Source organism: Mameliella sp. AT18 (assembly GCF_028807275.1).
GTDB lineage: Bacteria > Pseudomonadota > Alphaproteobacteria > Rhodobacterales > Rhodobacteraceae > Antarctobacter > Antarctobacter albus.
This window is the reverse complement of sequence record NZ_JARAMO010000077.1, coordinates 68,494-92,175: the sequence shown is the minus strand read 5'-3', so window position 1 is coordinate 92,175 and position 23,682 is coordinate 68,494. Positions and strand designations below refer to the sequence as shown.

At 65.7% G+C, this 23,682-nt stretch carries 23 protein-coding genes; 13 read left to right on the top strand and 10 right to left on the bottom strand.

Features of this window, described 5'->3' with window-relative positions:
* From PVW46_RS10555 to PVW46_RS10520, 8 genes are all read right to left on the bottom strand, one after another.
* Positions 1–197: ATP-binding cassette domain-containing protein (locus tag PVW46_RS10555; RefSeq protein ID WP_274575890.1), on the bottom strand; the 197-nt coding region annotated here is incomplete at its 3' end.
* A complete protein-coding gene (locus PVW46_RS10550) occupies positions 190–855 on the bottom strand; it encodes a hypothetical protein (protein ID WP_069208605.1) in 666 nt (221 codons plus the stop codon). The genes PVW46_RS10555 and PVW46_RS10550, both read right to left, overlap by 8 nt.
* Positions 855–1,745: an ABC transporter permease gene (locus PVW46_RS10545; RefSeq protein ID WP_069086716.1), complete on the bottom strand. Its 891-nt coding sequence runs from the start codon at positions 1,743–1,745 to the stop codon at positions 855–857. Before PVW46_RS10545 ends, PVW46_RS10550 begins: the two co-directional genes overlap by 1 nt.
* A 75-nt stretch (positions 1,746–1,820) precedes the next feature.
* Positions 1,821–3,191, bottom strand: coding sequence for an ABC transporter substrate-binding protein (locus PVW46_RS10540; protein ID WP_043144805.1), 1,371 nt, complete (start codon positions 3,189–3,191; stop codon positions 1,821–1,823).
* A 309-nt stretch (positions 3,192–3,500) separates the two neighbouring features.
* The gene (locus PVW46_RS10535; RefSeq protein ID WP_069208606.1) at positions 3,501–4,454 is read right to left on the bottom strand and encodes a HEAT repeat domain-containing protein; all 954 of its coding nucleotides are present in this window, start codon (positions 4,452–4,454) and stop codon (positions 3,501–3,503) included.
* 8 nt (positions 4,455–4,462) lie between these two features.
* Positions 4,463–4,705: a 4Fe-4S dicluster domain-containing protein gene (locus PVW46_RS10530; protein WP_043144807.1), complete on the bottom strand. Its 243-nt coding sequence runs from the start codon at positions 4,703–4,705 to the stop codon at positions 4,463–4,465.
* 21 nt (positions 4,706–4,726) lie between these two features.
* Positions 4,727–6,469, bottom strand: coding sequence for a fumarate reductase/succinate dehydrogenase flavoprotein subunit (locus tag PVW46_RS10525; protein WP_069208607.1), 1,743 nt, complete (start codon positions 6,467–6,469; stop codon positions 4,727–4,729).
* Positions 6,470–6,535: 66 nt separating this feature from the next.
* Entirely contained in the window at positions 6,536–6,826 is a 291-nt protein-coding gene (locus PVW46_RS10520; protein ID WP_069208608.1) for a DUF971 domain-containing protein, read from the bottom strand.
* Between the two features lie 124 nt (positions 6,827–6,950).
* Here PVW46_RS10520 and fdxA point away from each other — a divergent pair, with 124 nt between their 5' ends.
* The 6 genes from fdxA to PVW46_RS10490 all read left to right on the top strand — a co-directional run bounded on the left by fdxA (position 6,951) and on the right by PVW46_RS10490 (position 15,342).
* The gene (gene fdxA, locus PVW46_RS10515; RefSeq protein ID WP_043144809.1) at positions 6,951–7,292 is read left to right on the top strand and encodes a ferredoxin FdxA; all 342 of its coding nucleotides are present in this window, start codon (positions 6,951–6,953) and stop codon (positions 7,290–7,292) included.
* Between the two features lie 11 nt (positions 7,293–7,303).
* A complete protein-coding gene (locus tag PVW46_RS10510) occupies positions 7,304–8,113 on the top strand; it encodes a ferredoxin--NADP reductase (protein ID WP_069208609.1) in 810 nt (269 codons plus the stop codon).
* A gap of 246 nt (positions 8,114–8,359) precedes the next feature.
* Positions 8,360–9,403, top strand: coding sequence for an efflux RND transporter periplasmic adaptor subunit (locus tag PVW46_RS10505; protein ID WP_069208610.1), 1,044 nt, complete (start codon positions 8,360–8,362; stop codon positions 9,401–9,403).
* A gap of 4 nt (positions 9,404–9,407) precedes the next feature.
* A complete protein-coding gene (locus PVW46_RS10500) occupies positions 9,408–12,482 on the top strand; it encodes an efflux RND transporter permease subunit (RefSeq protein ID WP_274575884.1) in 3,075 nt (1,024 codons plus the stop codon).
* A gap of 119 nt (positions 12,483–12,601) precedes the next feature.
* Positions 12,602–12,889, top strand: coding sequence for an SH3 domain-containing protein (locus tag PVW46_RS10495; protein WP_043144813.1), 288 nt, complete (start codon positions 12,602–12,604; stop codon positions 12,887–12,889).
* 104 nt (positions 12,890–12,993) lie between these two features.
* Entirely contained in the window at positions 12,994–15,342 is a 2,349-nt protein-coding gene (locus tag PVW46_RS10490) for a Tex family protein (protein WP_069208612.1), read from the top strand.
* Between the two features lie 70 nt (positions 15,343–15,412).
* On the opposite strand, the gene PVW46_RS10485 is transcribed toward PVW46_RS10490, so the two are convergent.
* The gene (locus tag PVW46_RS10485) at positions 15,413–16,612 is read right to left on the bottom strand and encodes a CaiB/BaiF CoA transferase family protein (RefSeq protein ID WP_083242212.1); all 1,200 of its coding nucleotides are present in this window, start codon (positions 16,610–16,612) and stop codon (positions 15,413–15,415) included.
* A gap of 19 nt (positions 16,613–16,631) precedes the next feature.
* A complete protein-coding gene (locus PVW46_RS10480) occupies positions 16,632–17,681 on the bottom strand; it encodes an AbrB family transcriptional regulator (protein ID WP_069208613.1) in 1,050 nt (349 codons plus the stop codon).
* Between the two features lie 391 nt (positions 17,682–18,072).
* Between PVW46_RS10480 and PVW46_RS10475 the strand changes: the two genes are divergently transcribed.
* The 7 genes from PVW46_RS10475 to PVW46_RS10445 are packed head-to-tail and all read left to right on the top strand — an operon-like array spanning position 18,073 to position 23,674.
* The gene (locus PVW46_RS10475; protein WP_069208614.1) at positions 18,073–18,522 is read left to right on the top strand and encodes a tripartite tricarboxylate transporter TctB family protein; all 450 of its coding nucleotides are present in this window, start codon (positions 18,073–18,075) and stop codon (positions 18,520–18,522) included.
* Positions 18,522–20,069 (top strand): tripartite tricarboxylate transporter permease, encoded by a 1,548-nt coding sequence (locus tag PVW46_RS10470; protein WP_069208615.1) that lies wholly within the window; start codon positions 18,522–18,524, stop codon positions 20,067–20,069. The genes PVW46_RS10475 and PVW46_RS10470 overlap by 1 nt, the downstream gene beginning before the upstream one ends.
* 39 nt (positions 20,070–20,108) lie before the next feature.
* The gene (locus PVW46_RS10465) at positions 20,109–21,059 is read left to right on the top strand and encodes a Bug family tripartite tricarboxylate transporter substrate binding protein (protein ID WP_069208616.1); all 951 of its coding nucleotides are present in this window, start codon (positions 20,109–20,111) and stop codon (positions 21,057–21,059) included.
* Positions 21,060–21,116: 57 nt separating this feature from the next.
* Positions 21,117–22,079, top strand: a complete 963-nt coding sequence (locus PVW46_RS10460) for a D-2-hydroxyacid dehydrogenase family protein (RefSeq protein ID WP_069208617.1) — start codon at positions 21,117–21,119, stop codon at positions 22,077–22,079.
* Entirely contained in the window at positions 22,076–22,606 is a 531-nt protein-coding gene (locus PVW46_RS10455; protein WP_274575875.1) for a GntR family transcriptional regulator, read from the top strand. The genes PVW46_RS10460 and PVW46_RS10455 overlap by 4 nt, the downstream gene beginning before the upstream one ends.
* The gene (locus PVW46_RS10450) at positions 22,603–22,836 is read left to right on the top strand and encodes a UTRA domain-containing protein (RefSeq protein WP_274575874.1); all 234 of its coding nucleotides are present in this window, start codon (positions 22,603–22,605) and stop codon (positions 22,834–22,836) included. Before PVW46_RS10455 ends, PVW46_RS10450 begins: the two co-directional genes overlap by 4 nt.
* Before the next feature lie 19 nt (positions 22,837–22,855).
* Positions 22,856–23,674 (top strand): alpha/beta fold hydrolase, encoded by an 819-nt coding sequence (locus PVW46_RS10445; RefSeq protein WP_069208618.1) that lies wholly within the window; start codon positions 22,856–22,858, stop codon positions 23,672–23,674.
* Positions 23,675–23,682 lie beyond the last annotated feature (8 nt).

Below are 23,682 nucleotides of genomic sequence, written 5' to 3'. Positions count from 1 at the left end.
AGCGTGGACTTGCCGCAGCCGGACGGCCCCAGGATGCAGACGAATTCGCCCGCCTCGATGGTGATGTCGGTGGTCTCGGTTGCGCGGTAGGCCGATTTGCCCTTGCCGAAGGTGATCGAGACGTCCTTGACCTCGATGCGGCCCTTGCCGATGTCATCGCGTTGCTGAGGGGCCTTGAATTTGAGGATATCAAGCATGGGCCGGGACTCCCTTTGACTGTTGAGCGGGGCGCGATTTGCGCCACGCGAGGTAGAGGATCAGCGCCGTCAGCAGGCCGAAGCCCAGAACCGACAGCAGCGGGCCGGAACGTTCCAGCGCCAATGAGGTCGAGGTGCCGAGGCCGAGCATCGCCAGGCCGACAACCCACGAGGGCGTGGCGCAGCAGACGACCCAGCTCATCGTGACGTTGGTCAGCGCCACGAGAAAGGCGCCCAGCCCGGTAGTCGCCCTGAGGCTATTGCGGGCCGGAGCGGCGCAGGCCGTCCGGTGCAAGAGCGAGACGGCCAGCCCCACCATCGCGCCCAGCAGGCACAGCACCAGCAGGCGCGAGGGCATGATGTTCAGGCTCCACTCGGAAATGCCGGTGCCGTAGTCGTAGTTCATGCGCCCGATCTCGATCAGCCACTCTTCGCGGATGATCCCGACCATGTCGCGCACCGATGGCGTGGACCGGATGATGTGCCGCACGTTGCCGGGCCAGTCGTAGAAGGTGACGTAATTGGGCCAGGCGCGGAACCGCAGCAGGAGCGCGGCGAACATGGCGACCTGGTGCAGCAGGGCGAAGAGGACGCCCCAGAGCAGCATGTGTCGCCAGCGCTGGCGGATCTCGCCCGCGATGATGGTGAGCAGGGCCATCACCGCGTCCGTTTCTGCCAGGCCAGCATCGGCGCGGTCAGCAGCTTGACCGCCGCGGTCGAGCCGGTGCCGAGGAACCCGATCACCAGCATGCCGACGACGATGTCCTGGTAGTTGATCAGGCTGTAGGCGTTCCAGGTGAAATAGCCGATGCCGTACTGCCCCGAGATGATCTCTCCGGCCAAAAGCGAGAACCAGCTGACCCCCATGCCGATGGCCAGACCCGCCGCGATCGAGGGCAGGGCGGCCGGGATGACCACATGCCGGAACACGTTCCAGCGCGAGGCACCCAGCGACTGCGTGGCCCGCACCAGCACCTCGGGCGTCTGTTCGACTCCGTGCAGGGTGTTCAGCACGATGGGAAAGAGCGCGCCAAGGAAGGTGATGTAGATGATCGAGCTTTCCTCGGTCGGCCACATCAGGATCGCCAGCGGTATCCAGGCCACGGCGGGAATGGGGCGTACGACCTCGATGTAGGGCATGATCAGCGCCCGGGCGAGGCGCGATCGTCCCATCACCAGGCCGATCCCGATGCCAAGGGCGCAGGCCAGCGAATAGCTGATCAGGATACGGCGCATCGAGACGCCGATATGGGTCCAGAAGATCCCGGTCTGCACATGCGTCACGAAGGCGTCGAAGACGCGCCAGGGCGAGGGGACATTCTGGAAGTTGATGTAGAAATCCACGTTGTTGGCGGTCAGCAGGTGCCAGGCCAGCACGCCCAGCGTCAGCGAAAGCGCGACCAGCCCCAGATTGCCCAGTTGCGCGGCGCTGATCCGTGGCAGGCGAAGGGTTGGCCCGGCCGGTGGCGGCGCTGGGCTGGCCACAACTGCCGGTTCCGGCGTGGCGTTTACGGGCGGGGTTTCGGTCGTCTTCAGCGCTTGGGACATGGCTTGCCTCCGGTGGAGCTTGCTGCGTACCCGGGGCGGAACGTCCGCCCCGGGCCTTTTCTGGAGGGGGAGGGGTCAGCCCTCGGAGGTGAAATCCGCGATGGCGGCGTCGAAGGTGATGACCTCGCCCGAATGGCTTGCGGCATAGGTCTCGGCCTCGCCCTTGCGCAGGAAGGTGGCGTAATCCTCGCCGGCCTTGACCCAGAAGGCGGTCTTGCCAAAGAGCTTCAGCCCGGTTTCGCTGTCGTAGACATAGGTGGCGTTCAGCTTGGCCCCGGTGCCCCGCATCGCGGCCACGGCGGCAAGGAACTCGGGCATGGTCTCATAGGTCGAGACGCCGTCACGCGCATGCCAGATCTCGGCTGGCAGGCCGGCGTTGGCCTCTTTCGGATCGACCGTCGCGGCCTTGTCGGCCTCGTAGTCCAGCCCCATGTCGGCGTAGGCGGCCTTGATGTAGTCCTCGGTGATCCAGGCGTCGAAATCCAGCGGCGGGATTGCCTTTTCGCGCACCAGGACGCCGTGGTCGAATTTCAGCGCATCGACCCATTCTGCCTTGATCGTCGGATCCAGCGTCAGGTGCCCGCCCTTGGAGAAGTAGAGGTACAGAACCTCTTTCTCGACCCCGGTCCAGGTCTCCATCTCGGTCACGGCGCGCATCGGATCCTCGCGGATCCACTCGCCCGCCTCGATCACGGCCTTCAGGAAGGCCTCGACGACCTCGGGATACTCTTCGGCAAAATCCTCGCGGACGACGACGCCGTGCAGGTAGGGCACGCCAGCCTCGGAGCCGTCATAGATCTTGCGACCCGTGCCCCGGAATTCCATGATCTCGGACCAGGGGCAGAAATCGCTGTGCGCGTCGATCTTGCCAGCCGCGATATTGGCCGCGCCCACGGCGGGGCTCTGGTTCTTCAGGACGTATTCGCCCGCGGGCATGTCGTTGTCCTGCATCGCCTTCAGCAACATGCCCCAGGCGGCGGAGCCGACCGGCGTCGAGACGGATTTGCCGCGCAGCTGGTCGATGGAATAGATGTCGCTCTCGACCGGGACGACGATGGCATTGCCCGACCCCTTGAGGTTATAGCCGGTGCCCGCGACATAGATCGACCGCAGGCTGTCGGTTTCCTGGAACTTGGCGCCGTTCACGATCAGGGGATAGTCGCCCATGACGCCGATGTTCAGCTTGTTGGCCAGCATCTGGTTGGTGATCGGCCCGCCAGAGCTATAATCGGACCAGGTGATGTTCCATTCCGCGTCGGCATATTCGCCATCCGTGGGTAGGTATTTTTCCAGCAGGCCGAGTTCCTTGACGACGATGCCCGCCGTGTAGGTGTCTGTGCACATCGACTGGTGCCCGATCGCAATCGTGATCTCTTCGGCCCATGCCGCGAATGCGAGGGGGACCAGGGCTGTACTCGTAAGGGTGGTCTTGAGGAAGGTCTTCATCACGTCTCTCCTGTGAGTTTCCGAGAAGTCGTCGATCGTTCCTCCAGCAGTATCCGGCCCTTCGATGCGCCCTGTAAAAGGTCGAGGGGGTGCTTTCTGACCGGATTTCCGGATTGCCCTCTTTTTGTGCTTGATTTGCGGCCGATGACCGCTAAGGCGCCGCAATTCGGACCGCCGATCTGCGAATCGCATATAAAATTATCGTTTTATATCAGTAACTTGGTTTGAAGTTCGGATGCGCGAATACCCCCCGGGGAGCGATGCCCGGGAGGATTAAAAATGCAGCGATTTCAGTGGGAACGTGCCTGTTCAGGCGGCCATGCGCTCCAGCGCCCAACGCACGTTCTTGCGCACATCCGGGTCGTTGTCGTCGGCATATTTCTTCAGGTACGAGGCCGTCGCCGGCACAGCGAGTTCGCCCAGAACTGCGGCGCATTCCTTGCGCAGGTTGGGCACGGGCAGGTCCATCATCGGGGCGATTTCCATCGCCGCCTCGGTCGCGCCCAGCTTGCCCAGCGACCGCACGGCCTTCAGCCGCACCTGCCAGTAGTCGTCGGCCAGGGCGCCGCGCAGGGCAGGGATGCAGGACGGACCGCCGGACTTCGCCAGTGTTTCCGCCGCGGCCTCGCGCACGATCCATTCCGGGTCTGTCAGGGCGGCGATCAGGGCCGATTGCGCGGCCTCGGACTGCGAGAACCCCATTGCCGCCAGCGCCGTGCGCCGCACGTTGACATCCGTATCATGCGCGGCCTCCTGCAGCGCGGGCAGGGAGGTTTCGTCCTGCAGCCAGCCGATCACGCCAACCGCCTGCGCCCGCACACCGGGGGCAGTGTGTTTCAGCGCGGCGACGGCGGGCGTCATGGCCTCTGGCCGACGCAACTCCTTGATCCCGGCGAGGCAGGCGGTCAGCTTGACCTCGTTCGCGTCCCCCAGGTGCGGCAGGATCGCATCCCCGGACGTCGGGTCCTTGAGTTCGGTCAGGGAAACGGAGGCCGCGGCCACAACTGCCGGGTCAGGATCGGTTAGCGCCGAAACCAGGGCCGCGGCGACCTCGGGCCCGTCGAAATCGGTCAGCCCCTGCGCGGCCTGCTTGCGCACGCCGGCGTCCTCGTCGGCAATGGCGCGGGCGAGGTAGGGGATAGCCGCCGGATCGGCGCTGTCGGTCAGGTCGATCACCGCCATGATCCGCGCGCCGGGCACCGGGTCGTCCAGCCCCTCGGCGAGGTCCGCGATGTCGTCGAAATCTTCGAAAAGTCCGCTCATCTTTGTCCTCACTTCAGCAGGTAGGGAAGGTTCACGGTGACGGCGCCCGTGGGGCAGTCGGCCTCGCAGGGCATGCAGTACCAGCACTCGTCGTATTTCATGTAGGCCGTCTTGGATCCGTCCTCGGTCTCGGCGATGCGCAGCACGTCGAGCGGGCAGACATCCACGCAGACGGTGCAGCCCTTGTCGGCGATGCAGAGATCGGCATTCACGGTGACGGGAACGGTGGTCGCGGTCTGGGCGAGAGGCATCTGTCTGTCTCCTTCTGTTCGTTATTCGGCCGCGACCGAGGCACCGACGCGCTGGTTGTTGTAGGCGTCCTTCTCGTCCTCGGCGATTTCGACGATGTAGGGTTTCACCTCCTGCTTGCGGTGCGCCGGCTTGCCGTCGTCGCCCTTGGTCAGGATCGTGTGGCAGAACCAGTTCTCGTCATCGCGGTCGTATTCCACGCGGTTGTGGTAAAGACCCCAGCGGCTTTCGGTGCGGTAGAGAGAGGCACTGGCCGCCATGTCGGCGCAATCCAGGATCGAGGAGGCCTCGAGCGCGCGCATCAGCTCGTGAGAGTCGCGGACGTACATGCCCTGTTCCATGTCCTCGCGGACCTCTTCGAAACGTTGCTGGGCCAGTTCCATCTTGGCCGTCACCTTGGGCGGTTGCAGGTAGTCGTTCACCAGGCGGCGGGTCTTGTATTCGATCTGGTTGGGCGGGATGCCATCGTCGCGCTTGGTGGGCGCCAGGACGCGGGTGCGCTCTGTTTCGACCTCGGCCTCGTCGAAGGCGGCGAAATCCACGTCGGCGATGAAATCGGCGGCATCGAGACCGGCGAACGCCCCGTTGGTGAAGGCCCCCAGCATGTAGTTGTGCGGCACGTTCGCCATGTCACCCGCCGCGTAGAGGCCGGGGATCGTCGTCCGTGCGTGTTCATCGACAAAGACGCCGGAGGCGGAGTGCCCCGAGCAGAAGCCGATTTCCGAGATGTGCATCTCGATCATCTGCTTGCGGTAGTCGGTGCCGCGGCCCTTGTGGAAATGCCCGCGGGTCGGGCGTTCGACGATGTGCAAAACGCGCTCGATCTCGCTGATCGTTTCCTCTGCCAGGTGGTTGAGCTTGAGATAGACCGGCCCCTTGCCGCCCTGCAGTTCGTCGTAAAACTCCTGCATCATCTGGCCCGACCAGTAGTCGCACTCGATAAAGCGTTCGCCCTGCGCGTTGGCGGTGTAGCCGCCCATCGGACCGGCGACATAGGCGCATGCCGGACCGTTGTAATCCTTGATCAGCGGGTTGATCTGGTAACACTCCAGGTTCGCCAGACCGGCGCCCGCGTGGTAGGCCATCGCATAGCCCTCGCCAGAGTTCGACGCGTTCTCATAGGTGCCATAGAGATAGCCCGAGGTCGGCAGGCCCAGCCGCCCGGCGGCGCCCAGCCCCATGATGACGGCCTTGGCCCGCACCACCAGGAATTCCGCCGTGCGCGTGTTGACGCAGACCGCGCCCGCGATGCGGCCCTCGCCGGTCAGCAGGCGAGTGGCCATGTAGCGGTTGACGATGTTGATGCGCGCCTTGCGCAGCTGGCGATAGAGCGCCTTCTTGACCGTGTCGCCGTTCGGCATCGGCAAGACGTAGGTGCCGATATGGTGCACCTTCTTGACGTCGTATTCGCCGTTCTGGTCCTTTTGGAAACGGATGCCGAAATCATCCAGTTCCTGGATGATGCCATAACATTCCGAGGCATATCGGTAGACCGCCGCCTGGTCGCATATGCCGTCATTGGCGACGGTGATTTCCTTGGTGTACTGCTCTGGCGTGGCATAGCCCGGGATGACCGAGTTGTTCAGCCCGTCCATGCCCATCGAGATTGCGCCCGAGCGTTTCACGTTGGCCTTGTCCAGCAGCACTACGTTGGCCTTGGGGTTTTTCTTCTTGGCCTTGAGCGCGGCCATCGGTCCGGCGGTGCCGCCGCCGATCACCAGGATGTCGCAGTCGATCTGGGTCAGACCGTCGAGAATCTCGTCCATGCCAGGGGCTCCTTGAATTCTGTGTCGGGATCAGCCTGCGCCGCAGTGCAGCGCGGGTTATGTCAATTAGTTGTCGTGGGTGTCGGAAAGTTCGCGCAGGTAGACGAAAGGGAAGATCGCCTTGTCATGCCCGTCAGAAAACCAGAGGTTCACGCCATAGCCGCCTACCGGGTGAATGCCGGTGATCGTCAGTCCGGGCGCCAAGGTGACGGTGCCGGTGTCGATTATTTCCCGTTTTGTCCATGCATCCCGGGCGTTTACGCGCAGCGTCCCGGCCGAGAGATGGCTTTGCCCGCCATCTTCCCAGGTCACCGTCAGGCGTGTACCGCCGGCATCCGTCATCATCTGTTCGATCATTTTTTCACTCCTGTCGTGCTATGGACAGGCTGCCGAAATGGGGGGTCGGGAAATAGCAATTAGTTGACGGACGGGTGCGCTGCGTTGCGGCAATCCAGAGGGGCAACAGAGAGGAACGCCCCCAATGACCTATGTCGTCACAGACAATTGCATCGCCTGCAAATACACCGATTGCGTCGAGGTCTGCCCCGTGGATTGCTTTTACGAGGGCGAGAACATGCTGGTGATCGACCCCGAGGAATGCATCGACTGCGGTGTCTGCGAACCCGAGTGTCCCGCCGATGCGATTCGCGCCGATACCGAAGGCGACATGGAGAAATGGGTGGCTTTCAACGCCAAGTACGCGGCGCTCTGGCCCGTGATCCTTGAGGCGAAGGAGCCGCTGCCGAGCGCGGATGAGATGGACGGCAAGCCCGACAAGCTGGCCAGCCAGTTTTCCGAAAACCCCGCCACCGAAGACGCCTGAGGAGACGCGCCATGAACATCGCAACCCCCGCAAAGATCCTGCCCGATGCACAAACGGTGACGGCGGTCACGCATTGGAGTGACACGCTGTTTTCCTTTCGCGTCACACGCCCGCGCAGCCTGCGCTTTCGCTCGGGTGAGTTCGTCATGATCGGCCTGATGCAGGCCGATGCGAAAACCGGGCGGGAAAAGCCGCTCTTGCGCGCCTATTCCATCGCCTCACCCTCTTGGGATGACGAGCTGGAGTTCTATTCGATCAAGGTGCCCGACGGTCCGCTGACCTCTCGCCTGCAAAAGATCGAGAGCGGCGACCAGCTCATCCTGCGGCCCAAGCCCGTGGGGACGCTGGTGCTGGACGCGCTCTTGCCGGGCAAGCGGCTTTGGATGATCTGCACCGGGACGGGGATTGCCCCTTTTGCCTCGCTTTTGCGCGATCCGGAGACCTGGGAAAGCTATGATCAGGTGATCGTTGCCCATACCTGTCGCACGAGGGCCGAGCTGGCCTATGGCGCAGAAATCGTTTCCGCCCTGCCGGACGATCCGCTGATCGGGGAACTGGTTGGCGACAAGTTGCGGTATTATCCCACGACCACCCGCGATCCGTCCGACATCGAGGGCCGGATCAGCGATCACATCCGCGACGGACGCGTCTTTGCGGCGCTGGACCTGCCGGCCTGGACGCCAGAAGAGGATCGCGTGATGATCTGCGGCAACCTCGCCCTCAACAAGGACATCATCGGCCTGTGCGAGGCGCATGGGCTGGAGGAAGGCGCCAATTCCGCGCCTCGTCATTTCGTGGTCGAGAAAGCGTTTCTCGACTGAACGAGAGGAACCGGGGCAGGGGGCGGGCAAGCCCTTGCTGCCCCGGTGCGCGTGCCTGCTGCACGCCGTCGATTCGAACTGGGCGCTTTGCGCGGGCCGGTGAAATCCGAAAAATGCATCTTGGTGACGCGTTTTCCTGCGGCGCGCGCCTCCTTTTGTCAAAAACTGAACTAAACGGTTTGCTTTTTTCGGTCCTGTCGCCTACCTGCAGGCAGCCTGCCCATCCTTTCGACAGAAAAAAGCACCATGCGCCAACTTGTTTCCGTTCTTGCCCTCGTTGCCCTGATCCTTCCCATCGCCGTTGCGGCCCAGGATCAGGCTGTTCCCGACACGCCGAAACCCGTCAAGCTGATGGAGCTGTCGTCGCGCCCGGTCGTGCAACGCCGCCAGTTCTTTGGCCAGGTGACGGCGCGCCAGACCGTCGATCTTGCCTTTCAGGTGGGGGGGCAGCTCGAGATCCTCGAAGCCGAAGAAGGCACGTCCAAGCCGAAAGGCGAGCTGGTCGCGCAACTGGATATTTCCGGCTACGAGCGGGCCGTGGCGCAGGCGCAGGTAAATTACGACAAGGCGCAGCGGGACGCGGAACGCTTTGAGAGCTTGAGCGGGCAGGCGGTGTCCGCCGTCCAGGTCCGCGATGCCGAAACCCAGCTGCGCCTGGCCGAGATCGCGCTGGAAAGCGCTCAGGATGACCTGGAACATGCCACCCTGAAGGCGCCGTTCGACGCGCTTGTCGCGCGGCGGCTGGTGGCGAATTTCCAGACGGTCTCTCCGGGAACGCCTGTGGTCCGGCTGCACGATGTCTCGGAACTGCGCGTCGACATCCAGGTGCCGGAGGTGCTGTTTCGTCAGGCGGGTGACAAGGCGGACGTGACCTTTGTTGCCCAATTCCCCGGGGACAACGCCATGTACCCGCTGGAAATGCGCGAGTTCGAGACGGAAACATCCAGTGTTGGCCAGACTTACCGTATCACCCTTGGCTTTGCCGAAAGCCCCGGCGATTTCGTCTTTCCAGGCGCATCCGTGACCGTCTTTGCAACGCTCGAAGGTGCCGCGCCAGACGGCGTGATCCTGCCCGCCACGGCGCTGGTCTACGATGCGGCCGGCAAGGCCTCTGTCATGGTCTTTCAGGATGGCACGGTGCGGCGCACCCCGGTCAGGATCGAACTGCATGACGACGGCAAGCTCTACATGATGGAGGGACCCGCCGACGGGACGAAGATCGTCATGACCGGCGCGTCGCAGTTGCGCGACGGCCAGTCCGTGCGCCCCTTCACCCGGATCGGAGAGTAAGCCCATGTCCATCGCGCGCGCCTCCATCGACAAGGCGCTGATCACCTGGATCCTCATGCTGGGCTGTCTACTGGGCGGCATCTGGGGCTTCTCCACGATCGGCCGTCTCGAAGATCCCGCCTTCACGATCAAGAACGCCATCATCATCACGCAATACCCCGGCGCCTCCGCCGAGCAGGTGGCGCGCGAGGTCTCGGAACCCATCGAGTCCGAGATCCAGAAGATGGGCGAGATCGACTTCATCACCTCGTCCAACAAGCCGGGTGTCAGCCGGATCTCGGTCAATATTGAATCCACCTACGACGGCACCGAACTGCCCGCCATCTGGACCAAGCTGCGCAACCGGGTCGAGGATGCCCGGCGCAGCCTGCCGCCCGAAGCGGGGCAGCCTATCGTCAACGACACTTTCGGTGACGTGTTCGGCGTGTTCTACGCGGTGACGGCGCCGGGGTTCACCGATGCCGAAGTGCATGAGATCTCGGAATACCTGCGCCGCGAACTGCTGGCGGTGGACGGGGTGGCCGACGTGGCCGTGGCCGGATTGCCGTCCGAGGCGATCTACGTCGATGCGCGCACCTCCATTGTCACCAACCTGGGGATCGCGCCGGACAGCATCGGCGCGGCATTGTCCAGCACCGACACCCGCACCCCGGCGGGCAGCGTGTCCTACCCGGCGCAGGAGGTCCGCCTGCAGGCGCCCGGCGGCAGCGACACGGTCCTGGACATCGCCAACCTGACCATCGGCGTCGGTGGCGACGTAATCGACCTTCTGGACATCGCGACGGTCACGCGGTCGCGCGTCACCGACCCCAACGAGATCATCCGCTTCCAGGGACAGGAAGCCTTTACGCTGGGTGTCGCAGGCAAGGCCGCTCTGAACATCGTCGAAGTCGGCAAAAGCGTGGACGCGCGGCTGGCCGAGATCATGCGCGACGTGCCCGCAGGGGTCGAACTGCACCCGATCTATCAACAGCATGTCGTGGTTGACGAGGCCTCGAACGCCTTTTTGCTGAACCTGGCGATGTCGGTGGCCATCGTGGTCATTGTGCTGGCGCTTTTCATGGGATGGCGGGCGGCCGTGGTCGTCGGCGCGACGCTGCTGTTGACCGTCGTGGGGACGGTGTTCCTGATGGCGATCTTCGGGATCGAGATGGAGCGGATTTCGCTGGGGGCGCTGATCATCGCGATGGGGATGCTGGTGGACAACGCCATCGTCGTGGCCGAGGGCATGCAGGGCGACATGGCCAAGGGCAAATCCGCCCGCGATGCCGCCGAGGACGTTGCCAAGAAAACCCAGACGCCTCTGCTGGGCGCGACCGTGATCGGCATCATGGCCTTTGCCGGGATCGGATTGTCGCCGGACGCGACCGGGGAATTCCTGTTCTCGCTGTTTGCGGTGATCGGGATTTCGCTGCTGCTGTCCTGGATCCTGGCGATCACGGCGACGCCGCTCTTGGCGCATTACTTCTTCAAGGTCGGATCGGGGGACGATGCGGACCACTACGGCGGGCCGCTGTTCCGGGCCTACCGGGCGGTTCTGTCTGCGGCGCTTACCCTGCGCCACCTCGTCATCCTGGCGCTGATCGGTGTGACCGTCCTGTGTTACATCGGCTTTGGCCAGGTCAAGCAGCAGTTCTTTCCGGACTCGAACACGCCGCTGTTCTACGTCCATTACAAGCTGCCGCAGGGATCTAGCATCCACCAGGTGTCCGACGACATGACCCTGCTGGAAAACTGGCTGGCGGAACGTGACGATGTCACCTCGGTCGCGACCTTCATCGGCGGTGGCGCGACGCGCTTCATGCTGACTTATGCCCCCGAAGAGGCCCTGCCGACCTACGGCCACCTGATCATCCGGGCCGAGAGCCTTGAGCAGATCCCGCAATTGCGCGCCGATCTGGAAACCTTTGGCCGCAGCAGGCTGACCTCGGGCGAGTTCCGCACCGAACGGCTGGCCTTTGGTCCCGGCGGCGGCGCGCCCATCGCGGCGCGCTTTTCGGGGCCAGACCCGGTGGTGCTGCGTCAACTGGCGGAACAGGCAGAGGCCGCGCTGCTTGGCGCCTCCGACCAGTTGCAGGACCTGCGGACGGACTGGCGCGAACGGGAACTGGTGATCGTGCCACGCTTTGCCGACGAACGCGCCAAGGCGGCGGGCGTCACCCGCGAGGCCCTCGCCCAGGCGCTGAAACTGGGCACCGATGGCCTGCCGGTCGGCAATTACCGCGAGGGCGACCGCCTGATCCCGATCGTGATGCGCACCGATACGGCCCAAAGCGAAGGCGCGGGCCACCTTGTCGACCTGCCGGTCTATTCGGCGGCGGCAGGGACCTATATCCCGGTGGCGCAGATCACCGATGGCTTCGCCTGGGAAGCGCAGAACACCTTCCTGGTGCGGCGTGACCGGGTGCCGACGATTTCTGTCCAGGCGGGTGTGCCGGCGGGAGTGAACGCCTCCAGCGTCTTTGCCCAGGTGCGTGGTGCGGTCGAGGCCATCGAACTGCCAGAGGGCTATGTCCTGGAGTGGGGCGGGGAATACGAAAGCTCGACCGAGGCACAGTCCTCGCTGGGCAAGCAGTTGCCGCTGTCCCTGATCATCATGGTGCTGATTTCCGTCCTGCTGTTCGGAACGATCCGCCAGCCGGTCATCATCTGGCTGCTGGTCCCGATGAGCGTGAACGGCGTTGCGCTGGGCCTGTTGGGCACTGGTCTGCCGTTCTCCTTCACCGCGCTTCTGGGCCTGCTCAGCCTGTCGGGCATGCTGATCAAGAACGGCATCGTCCTGGTCGAGGAGATCGACCTGGTCCGGGCCGAGGGCGTGCCGTTCCGCAAGGCGGTCCTGGATGCCTCCACCTCGCGTCTGCGGCCGGTGGTCCTGGCCGCCGCGACGACGATCCTGGGCATGATTCCGCTGCTGTCGGACGCCTTCTTTGCCTCGATGGCGGTGACGATCATGGGCGGCCTCGGCTTTGCCTCTGTCCTGACGCTGGTCGCGGCGCCGGTGTTCTACTACAGCTTCTTCCCCCGCGCGCGAAAGGCCGACGCGCGGGTCCGGAAGGAGGCAAAAGCGGCGGCCGCCTGAGGCCGCCGCCCGGCGAGGGCATGGGGGACTCGACCCCGGCCTGAAAAAGCGTGATCCTGTTGCGACCCCCTGCCGGGCACGGCAAGGAGGGAACAACAAGAAACGACAGAGGCCGGAACATGAGCAGACAGAAACTCGCGATATTTGGCGCCCTTTTGCTGGCCGCCGGTTGCAGTGGCGTGACGGGCGGACGCACCGTGGTCAAGGGCGCAGGCCCGGACGAGCTGTTGAAACTGCGCTACGGGCCGGGGCTGGGCTACAAGGTCAAGCTGGGCCTGCCGGACGGAACCGTGCTGGTGCGCCGCGATTGCGTGACCGAACTGGGGCAGCTTTGGTGCCGGGTCTCGCTTGCCGATGCGCCCGCGGTCACGGGCTATGTCTCGGCCGACTACCTCACGGCGCCCTGATCCGGTCCGGCATAAATCCGCGATCTTGGCCGCGCGCGGCGATCACCCTTGGCGAGGCCCGCGCGCTTGGCTAAGACGGCGTACCGCAGACCTGGAGGACGCACGTGAGCACCACCGCCGACCGCATCGCCCGCACCATCGCCACCGAGATCGCCGCCAGCGCGGCACAGGTTACCGCAGCGGTCGGGCTGCTGGACGAAGGGGCGACGGTGCCCTTCGTCGCCCGTTACCGCAAGGAGGTGACCGGCGGCCTGGACGACACCCAACTGCGCACCCTGGCCGACCGCCTGACCTATCTGCGCGAGATGGAGGCGCGGCGCGCAACGATCCTCGATTCGATCAAGGGGCAGGGCAAGCTGACCGACGACCTGGCCCGCGCCATCGCGCAGGCCGACACGAAGGCGACGCTGGAAGACATCTATCTGCCCTACAAGCCCAAGCGGCGCACCAAGGCGATGATCGCACGCGAAAACGGGCTCGAGCCGCTCTTGCGTGCTATCGAGGAAAACCGGGGTGCGGACCCGGCCAAGCTGGCCGAGGGCTATACCGGTGAGGCGGTCGAGACGGTCAAGGCCGCGCTGGAAGGGGCACGCGACATCCTGGCCGAAGAGCTGACCGAGAACGCCGACCTGCTGGGGCGGCTGCGTGACTACATGATGCGCGAGGCGGTCATCACGGCGCGGGTGCAGCCGGGCAAGGAAGAGGCCGGCGCCAAGTTCAGCGACTACTTCGACCACCGCGAAAGCTGGGCCAAGATCCCCGGTCACCGGGCGCTGGCCATCCTGCGCGCGGCCAAGGAAGAAGTGGTGACCATCGAGATCGCGCCCGAGGGCGAAGAGGGCGCGACCCGCGCCGTCGGCATCGTCTGCACCGCCATCGGCATTCCCGGCGACGGTCCGGGCGATCAGTGGCTGCGCACGGCTGCTGGCTGGACCTGGCGGGTCAAGCTGTCGCTGTCGATGTATGTCGACCTGCTGACCGACCTGCGCCGCCGCGCGCACGAAGAGGCGATTGGCGTCTTTGCCCGCAACCTCAAGGACCTGCTGCTGGCCGCGCCTGCGGGCAACCGCCCGACGCTGGGCCTGGACCCGGGCATCCGGACGGGGGTCAAGGCGGCCGTGGTCGATGCCACCGGCAAGCTGGTCGAGACGGCGACGCTTTACCCTTTCCAGCCGCGGATGGACCTGCGCGGCGCGCAGGAGGCGATTGCCCGCATGGTCAAGAAGCACGGGGTCGAGCTGATCGCCATCGGCAACGGCACCGCCAGCCGCGAGACCGAGCGCATGGTGGCCGACACGCTGAAACTGATCGAGGGACCGAAGCCCACAAAGGTCGTCGTGTCGGAGGCCGGCGCGTCGGTCTACTCGGCCTCGGAACTGGCCGCGAAAGAGTTCCCCGACCTGGACGTCTCCCTGCGCGGGGCGGTGTCCATCGCCCGGCGTCTGCAGGATCCGCTGGCCGAACTGGTCAAGATCACGCCCGAAAGCATCGGCGTGGGCCAGTATCAGCACGATGTCGACCAGCGCCGCCTTGCGCAGGCGCTGGAGGCGGTGGTCGAGGACGCGGTGAACGCCGTCGGGGTCGATCTGAACATCGCTTCGGCACCCTTGCTGGCACATGTGGCCGGCCTGGGTCCGCGCCTGGCAGAGGCCATCGTGGCCCATCGTGACGCGACAGGGGCATTCCCTTCGCGCAAAGCGCTGCTCAAGGTCGCGGGCCTTGGCCCCAAGGCGTTTGAACAATGCGCGGGCTTCCTGCGCATCCGCGAAGGGGAAGAGCCGCTGGATGCCTCTTCGGTCCACCCCGAGGCCTACGACGTGGCGCGCCGGATCGTCTCGGCCTGCGGGCGCGACATTCGCCAGATCATGGGTCAGCCCGCGTCTTTGCGCGGCTTGCGGGCCGAAGATTTCGTGGACGACCGGTTTGGCCTGCCGACGGTGCAGGACATCTTGTCGGAACTGGAAAAACCGGGTCGCGACCCGCGCCCCGAGTTCAAGACCGCCAGCTTTGCCGACGGGGTCGAGGACATCAAGGACCTCAAGCCGGGCATGATGCTGGAAGGGACGGTGACGAATGTCGCGGCCTTTGGCGCCTTTGTCGACGTGGGCGTGCATCAGGACGGTCTGGTGCATGTCAGCCAGCTGGCAGACCGTTTCGTCAAAGACCCGCACGAGGTGGTCAAGGCCGGGGACGTGGTGCGCGTACGCGTGACGGAGGTGGATATTCCGCGCAAGCGGATCGGCCTGTCGATGCGCAAGGACGGCGGGGATCGACAGGCTTCCGGTCGCGACTCCGGGCCAAAGGGCAAGACCGCCGGCGCCGGTGGCAAGGGGCGCCCGCCCAAGCATGGCGGCCGTCAAGGCGGTGGCCAGTCGGGTGGTCAATCCGGGGGCAAGTCCGGGGGACAGGGCGCTCTGGGCGATGCCCTGCTCGCGGCGATGAAGAAGAAATGAGAATAGCGGGGCGGCCGGTGCCGCCGCTTAGCATGTTCAGGCCGGGCGCAATCCGGGGGCGCTGTCCCCGTCACCCGGGTTTTGCCGCCGCTCCGCTTTCGAACATCCGCGCGATCGCGGCGGCATCAAAGCCCGCCTCGGCCAGCACTTCGGCGGAATGCTCTCCGATGCGCGGGGGGGCGCGGTCGATGGCGGGATTTCCGGCAGACATCAGGAAGGGCGCGACCGGCACCTTGTAGGTTCCCTCGCGTCCCTCGGGGGCGTCCAGCTCGTGCAGAACGCCGCGATGATCCAGCTGCGGATCGGCCAGGGCCTCGTCCAGCCCGCGCACGCGGCCTGCGGGAACGCGATGGTCGCGCAGGAATACCTCCCACTCGGCGGCGCTGCGCGTGGCGAGGATGCGCGCCAGCAGCGCCTCTTCGCGGTCGTAGTCGTCAAAGCGTTCGTTGTTCGAGTGCTTGACCATCTCGGGGTGGTCCAATGCCTCCCACAGGCGTTTCTGCTGTCGCAGGTTGGCGGCGCCCAGCATCAGCTTGCCCTCGACGCAATCATAGGTGCCCAGGCCCGCCACGGCATAGCGGTTGCCCTCGGGGCGGGGCGCCTTGCCGGCGGCGGTCAGGGCGGTGACATGGGTGCTCATCAGCATCAGCGTGGCGTCGAACATGGCCAGGTCGACATGCTGGCCAACCCCGGTCTGGCTGCGCTGGAACAGGGCGGCGGCGATCGCGAAGGCGGTCATGTAGCCGGTCGAATAGTCAACCACCGGCGCCCCGGTCTTGAGCGGTGCGACCTCGGGTGTGCCCGTCGCGGCCATCAGGCCGGAAATCGCCTGGAACACGTTGTCATAGCCGGTTTCCTCGCGCCGTGGGCCATCGTGTCCGAAGGCAGAGACAGAGCAGTATACCAGCCGCGGATTCAGCGCCGCCATGTCGTCATAGCCCAGCCCCAGGGCCTCCAGCGCGCCGGGCCGGTAGTTCTGCACGAAGACATCCGCCGTCTTCAGAAGGGCGCGCAGGGCCGCGCGCCCGTCCTCTGTCTTGAGATCAAGCGCCAGAGACCGCTTGTTGGCGCCTTGTGCCAGGTAGGTTGTACCCATGCCCGCGTCGTTCAGCGCCCTGTCGGGGCCTTGGATGCGCACCTGGTCGGGGTCGTCCGGGCGATCGATCTTGATGACGTCGGCGCCCAGAACGGCCAGTTGGTACGAGGCGAAGGGGCCGGCAAGCACATGGGTTGCGTCGATGACGCGCAGGCCGTTAAAGGCTCGGGGCATTGGGGTCTCCTTTTCCGGGTCAGCGCCCGGTGTCGCGGTGGGCAGAGGCATCGGCGCGGTTCGAAAGCCGCGCGATCCAGCCCGCGTTGGGCATGATGACGAAGATGCGGGTGAGGTGCATGGCCGTGACCAGCGCCACGTCCTGGGCCAGGATGCCGGCGGTCAAGGCCATTTCGGTCACGCCCCCGGGCGCGATGCCCAGCATGACCGTGGCAAAGGGCGCGCCAAAGACCCGCGACAGCGCCCAGGCGCCCAGGCCGCAGGTCGCCAGCAGCAGGCCCGAGGACAAAAGCGCGGACCCCAGAAGCGGACCGCCCAGCAGCTCGCGCCGAAAGGCCCCGCCCAGCCAGGTGCCCAGCACGATCTGCGCGGCGGCCAGCAGCGGTCCGGGCATGTCGAAGGCGGGCAGGTCCAGCGAGGAAATCAGCGCCGCCATGAAGAGCGGGCCAAGGAAGTAGGGGTTGGCCAGGCGGATGGCGCGAAAGAGCACAGGACCCAGCAGAGCGCCCGCCAGCGTAAGCGCGGTGCCGGTCAGGCCGTCCCGGCGCAATGCCTCCGGGGACGGGGCAAGGCCGTCCGTCCCGGCGTACAGCAGGATCGGGATGACCGTGACCACCAGCGCGATGCGCAGGGTCTGGGAGAGGATGACCGGAGCGGTCGGCACCCCGTGGTGTTCGGCCATGACCACGGCCTCGACCGGCGAGGTCGGCACGACGGCGAGGAAATTGGCCACCAGGCTGCCGCCAAAGAGCCGCCGTTGCAGCCGGGCGACCAGCATCGCCGCCATTAACACCCAGAGGCTGACGGCAATCAGCAGGGGCGCGGTGGCCAGGAGCGCGTGCAGCGCCTCGGGCGTGAAATGCGCGCCGACGAAAGTGGCGACGGTGATCTGTCCTAAGGGGCGGATTCGGGTCGGCACCCGTTCGGTGAACAGTCCCGATGCCGTTGCAGCCGCCGTCAGGACAAGCGGGCCGATCATCCAGGGGAGCGGTGCCCCGAGGAGGGACATCAGGTAGCCCGCGGCGGTCGCGGCAAGAAAGAGCACCGGCAGCGCCGGGGAGATGCGCATCGCTTTCCTCCAGAGATGGAACGGGGCGCCCGTGGTGGTGGGCGTGACGGGTGTTGTCTCTGCTGGGAGTATAAAGAGCTATAAAAATGATTCAATGGGGGCCGTGTTTGTGTCGAACCTTCATGCAGGCGCGGTGTCAGTGCGATACGTCGGAAGCGTTGAGAATGAGTGGCGTCCGATGGCGATGTGCTGTTGGGTGTGGGGTTATTAAATTGATATTGATGGATTTTTTCTGAAGTGCCGCCCGGACGAGAGCTTCCTTGAAAACGCTATTTGACAAAAAGCTATATTTCTATCTTTATTGGCGGCGTTCAGGATTCGCATGCTCATGTGCAGTCCGGGGCAAACCGCATGCATCGGCCGGAGGGGCGGTCGCCGGGAGGGGAGACAGATGTACAGGATAGATTACACCGATCTGGTCGGGGGGCTATTGCTGGTTGCGCTGGGCGCGGGCGTCAGCCTGGTCGCCATCCAGCACTACCCGCTGGGCACCCTGCAGCGCATGGGACCGGGCATGTTCCCGGCGATCCTCGGTGTCGTGCTGGGCGGGCTGGGCATCCTGCTGGCGCTGCAGGCGCTGCGCCGCACCGGCAAACGCCCGGACATCAGGGTCTTTTCGCCGCTCTTCGTCCTGGCCGGCGTCGCCAGCTTTGCGCTGCTGATCGCGCCAGCGGGCCTGATCCCGGCCATCGTCTCGATCGTGGTGATCTCGTCCCTGGCGGAACTGCGCATCCGGCCTGTCAGCCTTGCGCTGCTTTGCCTGGCGCTGTGCCTGATGGCGCCGCTTGTCTTCGTTGTCGGCCTCGGCCTGCCCATTCCCCTGATCCGGTGGCCGCTCTGATGGATTTCTTCAGCAATATCGGGCTGGGCTTCAGCGTCGCACTGAGTCTGACCAACATCTTCTACTGCTTTCTCGGTGCCCTCCTGGGCACGCTGGTGGGGGTGTTCCCGGGCCTGGGCGTGCTGGCGGCGATCTCGATGCTGTTCCCGCTGACCTTTCACCTCGAGCCGACCACGGCGCTGATCATGCTGGCCGGCATCTGGTACGGCACCACCTACGGCGGTTCGACCGCCTCGATCCTGCTGAACCTGCCGGGCACGCCCGCCAATGCCGTGACCTGCCTCGACGGCTATCCGATGGCGAAACAGGGGCGGGGCGGCGTTGCCCTGTTCATGACCACCGTGGCCTCGTTCTTTGGCGCGTCCTTCGGGATCATCCTGCTGACGCTGTTCACGCCGATCATCGCCGAATACGCGCTACAGTTCGGATCGGCCGAATATTTCGCCCTGATGCTGATGGGGCTGGTGGCGGCCTCGACCATTTCCGAAGGCTCGGCCATCAAGGGGCTGGCGATGGTCGTTTTGGGCATCATCATCGGCCTGGTCGGCATGGACACGCAAAGCGCCACGGTCCGCTTCAGCTTTGGCATTCTGGGCCTGCTGGAGGGCGTCAGCCTGATTGCGCTGGCGATGGGGGTCTTCGGTGTGGCCGAGATCATCATGTCGGTGCGCCGGGTCAAGACCGCCGACATCGACCCCGAAAGCCTGAAGCTGAAGGCGATCAAGCCCAGCCGGGACGAGATGCGCCGGTCCTGGTTCCCGATGCTGCGCGGGTCCTCGATGGGCTCGTTCTTTGGCACGCTTCCGGGCACCGGCCCGTCGATTGCCGCCTTCCTGTCCTATGCCATCGAAAAGCGGATCTCGCGCACGCCGGAACGCTTTGGCAAGGGCGCGATCGAGGGGATCATGGCGCCCGAGGCCGCAAACAATGCCGCCGACCAGACCGCCTTCATTCCGACGCTGAGCCTGGGCGTACCCGGCAGTGCCACGATGGCCCTGATGCTGGGGGTGCTGATGATCCACGGCGTCGCGCCGGGGCCGAACCTGATTTCCTCGCAGCCAGAGCTGTTCTGGGGCCTCATCATGAGCTTCTGGGTCGGCAACCTGATCCTGCTTCTGCTCAACATTCCGCTGATCGGGGTCTGGGTGCGGATGCTGACGATCCCCTATCACATCCTCTTTCCCGCCGTGCTGGCCTTCATCTGCATCGGCGCCTTCACCTCGGGCTTTTCGCCGCTGAACGTCTGGATGGTCTTTGCCTTCGGCGTGCTGGGCTACCTGATGCGGATCTTCCACTTTCCGGGTGCGCCGCTGTTGCTGGGCTTTGTCCTGGGGCCGCTGATGGAAGAGCATTTCCGCCGCGCGATGGTGCTGTCGCGGGGGGACTTCATGACCTTCTTCGAACGTCCCATCAGCGCGACGATCATGGCGCTGACCGGCCTCGTGCTGATCTGGGGCGTCGTCAGCGCCGAACGCAGCCGCAAGCGTCAACTGCTGTCCGAGGGCGAGGTGGATCACACCCCCGAGGCAACAGACAGGCCCACTTGACGCAAAGACCCGAACGTATCCAACCAAGGAGGAGACCCCATGAAATCCATTCTGACCGCAGCCGCCGTGGCGCTGGGACTGGCCCAGCCGCTGGCCGCACAGGACTTTCCCACCGGACCGGTGACGATCATCGTTCCCTATTCGCCCTCAGGCAACACCGACGTGTTCACCCGCCACCTTGCCCCCTATCTCGAAGAGAAATGGGGCCAGCCGATCGTCATCGACAACCGCCCCGGCGGCGGGTCGATGGTGGGCACGGCCATCGTCGCCCAGGCGGAGCCCGACGGTCACACGCTGCTGGTGACCACCTCGGCCTTTGTGACCGCCCCTGCAATCCAGACCTCTCTGCCCTTCGATTCCCGTGAGGCATTTGCGCCTGTCGCCAATGTCGGCCACGTCTCCTACGTCCTGGTGACAAACGGAGACTCCGGCTTCGACACGCTTGAGGACTTCATCGCCCAGAGCAAGGACGCGCCGAAGTTCGCCGCCACGGCGGGGCTGGGCACGACCACGCATTTCGCCATCGAGAAGTTCATCGCCGACAGTGGCGCCGACGTGGACGTGGTGCACTTCAAGGGCGGCGGCCCCGCAGTCGTGTCGATCCTGTCCAAGGAAACCGACATCTACGGCTCTTCGATCAGCTCGGCCGGTGAGAACCTCAAGACCGGCAAGGTCAAGGCGCTGGCGGTGCTGGGCAACGAGCGCATCGACGCATTGCCGGACGTGCCGTCGACCGCAGAACTGGGCTTTCCGGATCTCGAGATCAAGCAGTGGGTGGGCATGTTCGCCCCCGCCGGTACCGATCCGGCCATCGTTGCCAAGATCAACGCCGACGTGAACGAGGCCCTGCAGAACCCCGAGTTCGTCGCCACCGTCACCCCGCTGGACTGGACCCTGTTCCAGAGCACGCCCGAGGGCTTTGCCCAGCAGGTCGACGAGGAGCTGACCAAGTGGAAGGCGCTGGCCGTCTCCCAGGGCATTAGCAAGTGACCCCGCGCGGGCCGGCCCTTGCCGGTCGGCCCGCCCACCCAGACCCCGGAGTGTAGCATGACCGACCTGCCCATCTGTGCCATCCTCGACGACTATCAGGACGCGGCCTTTGCCTGCGCCGACTGGTCCGCGCTGGACGGACGGATCAACCTGCGCCGCTACGATGCCCACCTGGGTGACGAGGACGCGGTGGCGCGGGCATTGGCGGATTGCACGGTGATCGTGGCGATGCGGGAACGGACGCCGTTCCCGGCAAGCCTGCTGCGCCGGCTGCCGAGGCTCAAGCTGCTGGTCACGACGGGCATGCGCAATCGCAGCATCGACCTGCAGGCTGCGGCGGACCTGGGCATCACCGTCTGCGGTACCGGTGCCGCGGGGAACCCTGCGGCGGAACTGGCCTGGGGCGGGGTGTTGGCCTTCATGCGGCAACTGCCCGAGGAAGTCGCGAATTTCCGCGCCGGAGGCCCCTGGCAGACCGGACTGGGCCGGTCGCTGCAGCACAAGCGGCTGGGCATTGTCGGGCTGGGCAAGCTGGGCCGCCAGATGGCGCGGTTTGGCCAGGCCTTCGGGATGGAGGTCTGCGGCTGGACCCGCAGCGACCTTGAGGCGCGGGCCGAAACGCTGGGGATCGAACCGGTCGACCTGCCCGGGCTCTTTGCCTCCAGCGATGTCATCACGATCCAGCTGTCCCTGGTGGACGGCACCCGGGGGCTGGTGTCCGCGGATCTGTTGGGGCGGATGCGGCCTGACGCGGTACTGGTGAACACCTCGCGCGGCCCCATCGTGGATGAGGCGGCGCTGATCGCGGCACTGGAGGGCCAGCGGATCGGTGGGGCCGTGCTGGATGTCTTCGACCACGAGCCGCTGCCTGCCGACCACGCCTATCGCCGCCTGACCAACGTGCTGGCCACGCCGCACATCGGCTACGTCACGCAAGAGAATTATCGCGTCTACTACCGCGAGGCGGTGGAAAACGTGGCCAACTGGCTGGAGGGCAGGGTGCTGCGCGCGCTGACATGAACGCGCCGCGCCCCCTTGCCACCCCGACCGCCGAGGCCCTGAACAAGAGCGCGGTATCGCGCTACCTGCAACTGGCGGGCATGTTTCGCCGCCGGATCGAACAGGGCGAATGGGCCCTGGATCAGCGCATCCCGACGATCACCGAACTTGCCGCAGATTGCGGCGTGGCCGCCGTGACGGTGCGCCGGGCGCTGGACATCCTCGAAGAGGACGGGCTGATCGAGCGGTTTCGCGCCAAGGGCACCTTTGTGCGACGCCGCCCCGAACGCGACACCTGGTGCGCCGTGAACACAGATTTCTCGGGCCTTCTGATCGCGCGCTACAGCAGCCGGATCGAGGTGCTGGAGGATGTGCCCTCACCGCCTCCCGCTTTCCTGAGCGAGGGCGACTGGCCCGGTGTCAGTGCCCCGCGATATCGCCGCATCCGTCGCCGCCACTGGCGGCAGGGCGCGGCCTTCCTGGTGGCGGACTCTATGTCGAGGCGGGCGCCTATGCTGCCCTGCCGGAAGGCGCTCTGGCGTCCATGACCGCGATGCAGATGGCCTCGGCGGTGCCGGGGCGGGCGATTGCGGCGGCGGAACAGGAACTGACCGTGACCGGCGCCGACCTCTCGGTGGCAAACGAACTGTCGGTGCGACTGGGAGAGCCTATGGCGCGGGTCGTGCGCGTCGCGGTCGACGAGGCCGGGCAGCGGTTCCTGGCGGTCGAGGGGATCTATCGCGGCGACAGCGCGCGCCTGCGCGTGACGCTGAAATGACAGAACGGAAAGGGCAGAGATGACGACGGACGTCCCGGGCCGGATCAAGACGGTTGCGAATGGAGAGGCGCGTATCGCCTATGCGGTCTCGGGGTCGCAAGACCCGGAGGCGGTGACGCTCTGCTTCGTGGCCTCGACGGGGCGCGGGCCAGAGGATTTTGTCCACCTGGCCGGGCATCTGGCGGAGGCCGGTCTGCGCGTTGTGCTGCCCTGGCCGCGCGGCACGGGCGGCAGCACGGGTGCGCTGGACGGCATCGACTTTCACGACCTGGCCGCCGATGCCGGCGCCGCGCTGCAGGCCGAGGCCGGTCCGGGCGGTGCGGTGATCGTCGGTCATGCCTACGGTTGCTGGATCGCGCGGACCCTGGCGCAGGACCGTCCGGACCTGGTTGACGGGATCGTGCTGCTGGCGGCGGGCGGCGGCAAATGGGCGCCGGAACTCTCCCGCGCGATCGAGGTTGCGATGGACCCGGAGGCGCCAGAGTCCGACAGGCTCGCCGCGCTGCAACTGGGCTTTTTCGCCGAGGGGCACGACCCGCGCCCCTGGCTGTCGGGATGGTCCGGAGAGCTGGTGCGCGCGCAGAGGGCCGCCCGTGCGGCGACCGACCGCGACAGCTGGTGGCCCTCGGGCCGGGCGCCGATCCTGGACGTCGTCGGCCTGCAGGACCCGTTCCGCCCGGCAGATGGGCGCGAATTCTACCTGCACGAGTTCGCCCCCCGGGTCGAACTGGTGACCGTGGACGGGGCCAGCCACGCGCTGCCCGACGAAAAGCCCGCCGAAGTGGCGGCAATCATGGTGCCCTGGATGCGCGCCCTGCGCGCCGGGACGCCTGACTGAGACCTACG

Coding starts and splice junctions, on each gene's coding strand:
- PVW46_RS10525 (WP_069208607.1), bottom strand. CDS start 6,469: ATGGACGAGATTCTCGACGGTCTGACCCAGATCGACTGCGACATCCTG.
- PVW46_RS10500 (WP_274575884.1), top strand. CDS start 9,408: ATGTCCATCGCGCGCGCCTCCATCGACAAGGCGCTGATCACCTGGATC.
- PVW46_RS10455 (WP_274575875.1), top strand. CDS start 22,076: ATGAACGCGCCGCGCCCCCTTGCCACCCCGACCGCCGAGGCCCTGAAC.
- PVW46_RS10495 (WP_043144813.1), top strand. CDS start 12,602: ATGAGCAGACAGAAACTCGCGATATTTGGCGCCCTTTTGCTGGCCGCC.
- PVW46_RS10535 (WP_069208606.1), bottom strand. CDS start 4,454: ATGAGCGGACTTTTCGAAGATTTCGACGACATCGCGGACCTCGCCGAG.
- PVW46_RS10465 (WP_069208616.1), top strand. CDS start 20,109: ATGAAATCCATTCTGACCGCAGCCGCCGTGGCGCTGGGACTGGCCCAG.
- PVW46_RS10540 (WP_043144805.1), bottom strand. CDS start 3,191: ATGAAGACCTTCCTCAAGACCACCCTTACGAGTACAGCCCTGGTCCCC.
- PVW46_RS10475 (WP_069208614.1), top strand. CDS start 18,073: ATGTACAGGATAGATTACACCGATCTGGTCGGGGGGCTATTGCTGGTT.
- PVW46_RS10450 (WP_274575874.1), top strand. CDS start 22,603: ATGACCGCGATGCAGATGGCCTCGGCGGTGCCGGGGCGGGCGATTGCG.
- PVW46_RS10550 (WP_069208605.1), bottom strand. CDS start 855: ATGGCCCTGCTCACCATCATCGCGGGCGAGATCCGCCAGCGCTGGCGA.
- PVW46_RS10460 (WP_069208617.1), top strand. CDS start 21,117: ATGACCGACCTGCCCATCTGTGCCATCCTCGACGACTATCAGGACGCG.
- PVW46_RS10470 (WP_069208615.1), top strand. CDS start 18,522: ATGGATTTCTTCAGCAATATCGGGCTGGGCTTCAGCGTCGCACTGAGT.
- PVW46_RS10510 (WP_069208609.1), top strand. CDS start 7,304: ATGAACATCGCAACCCCCGCAAAGATCCTGCCCGATGCACAAACGGTG.
- PVW46_RS10545 (WP_069086716.1), bottom strand. CDS start 1,745: ATGTCCCAAGCGCTGAAGACGACCGAAACCCCGCCCGTAAACGCCACG.
- fdxA (WP_043144809.1), top strand. CDS start 6,951: ATGACCTATGTCGTCACAGACAATTGCATCGCCTGCAAATACACCGAT.
- PVW46_RS10520 (WP_069208608.1), bottom strand. CDS start 6,826: ATGATCGAACAGATGATGACGGATGCCGGCGGTACACGCCTGACGGTG.
- PVW46_RS10485 (WP_083242212.1), bottom strand. CDS start 16,612: ATGCCCCGAGCCTTTAACGGCCTGCGCGTCATCGACGCAACCCATGTG.
- PVW46_RS10530 (WP_043144807.1), bottom strand. CDS start 4,705: ATGCCTCTCGCCCAGACCGCGACCACCGTTCCCGTCACCGTGAATGCC.
- PVW46_RS10445 (WP_069208618.1), top strand. CDS start 22,856: ATGACGACGGACGTCCCGGGCCGGATCAAGACGGTTGCGAATGGAGAG.
- PVW46_RS10505 (WP_069208610.1), top strand. CDS start 8,360: ATGCGCCAACTTGTTTCCGTTCTTGCCCTCGTTGCCCTGATCCTTCCC.
- PVW46_RS10480 (WP_069208613.1), bottom strand. CDS start 17,681: ATGCGCATCTCCCCGGCGCTGCCGGTGCTCTTTCTTGCCGCGACCGCC.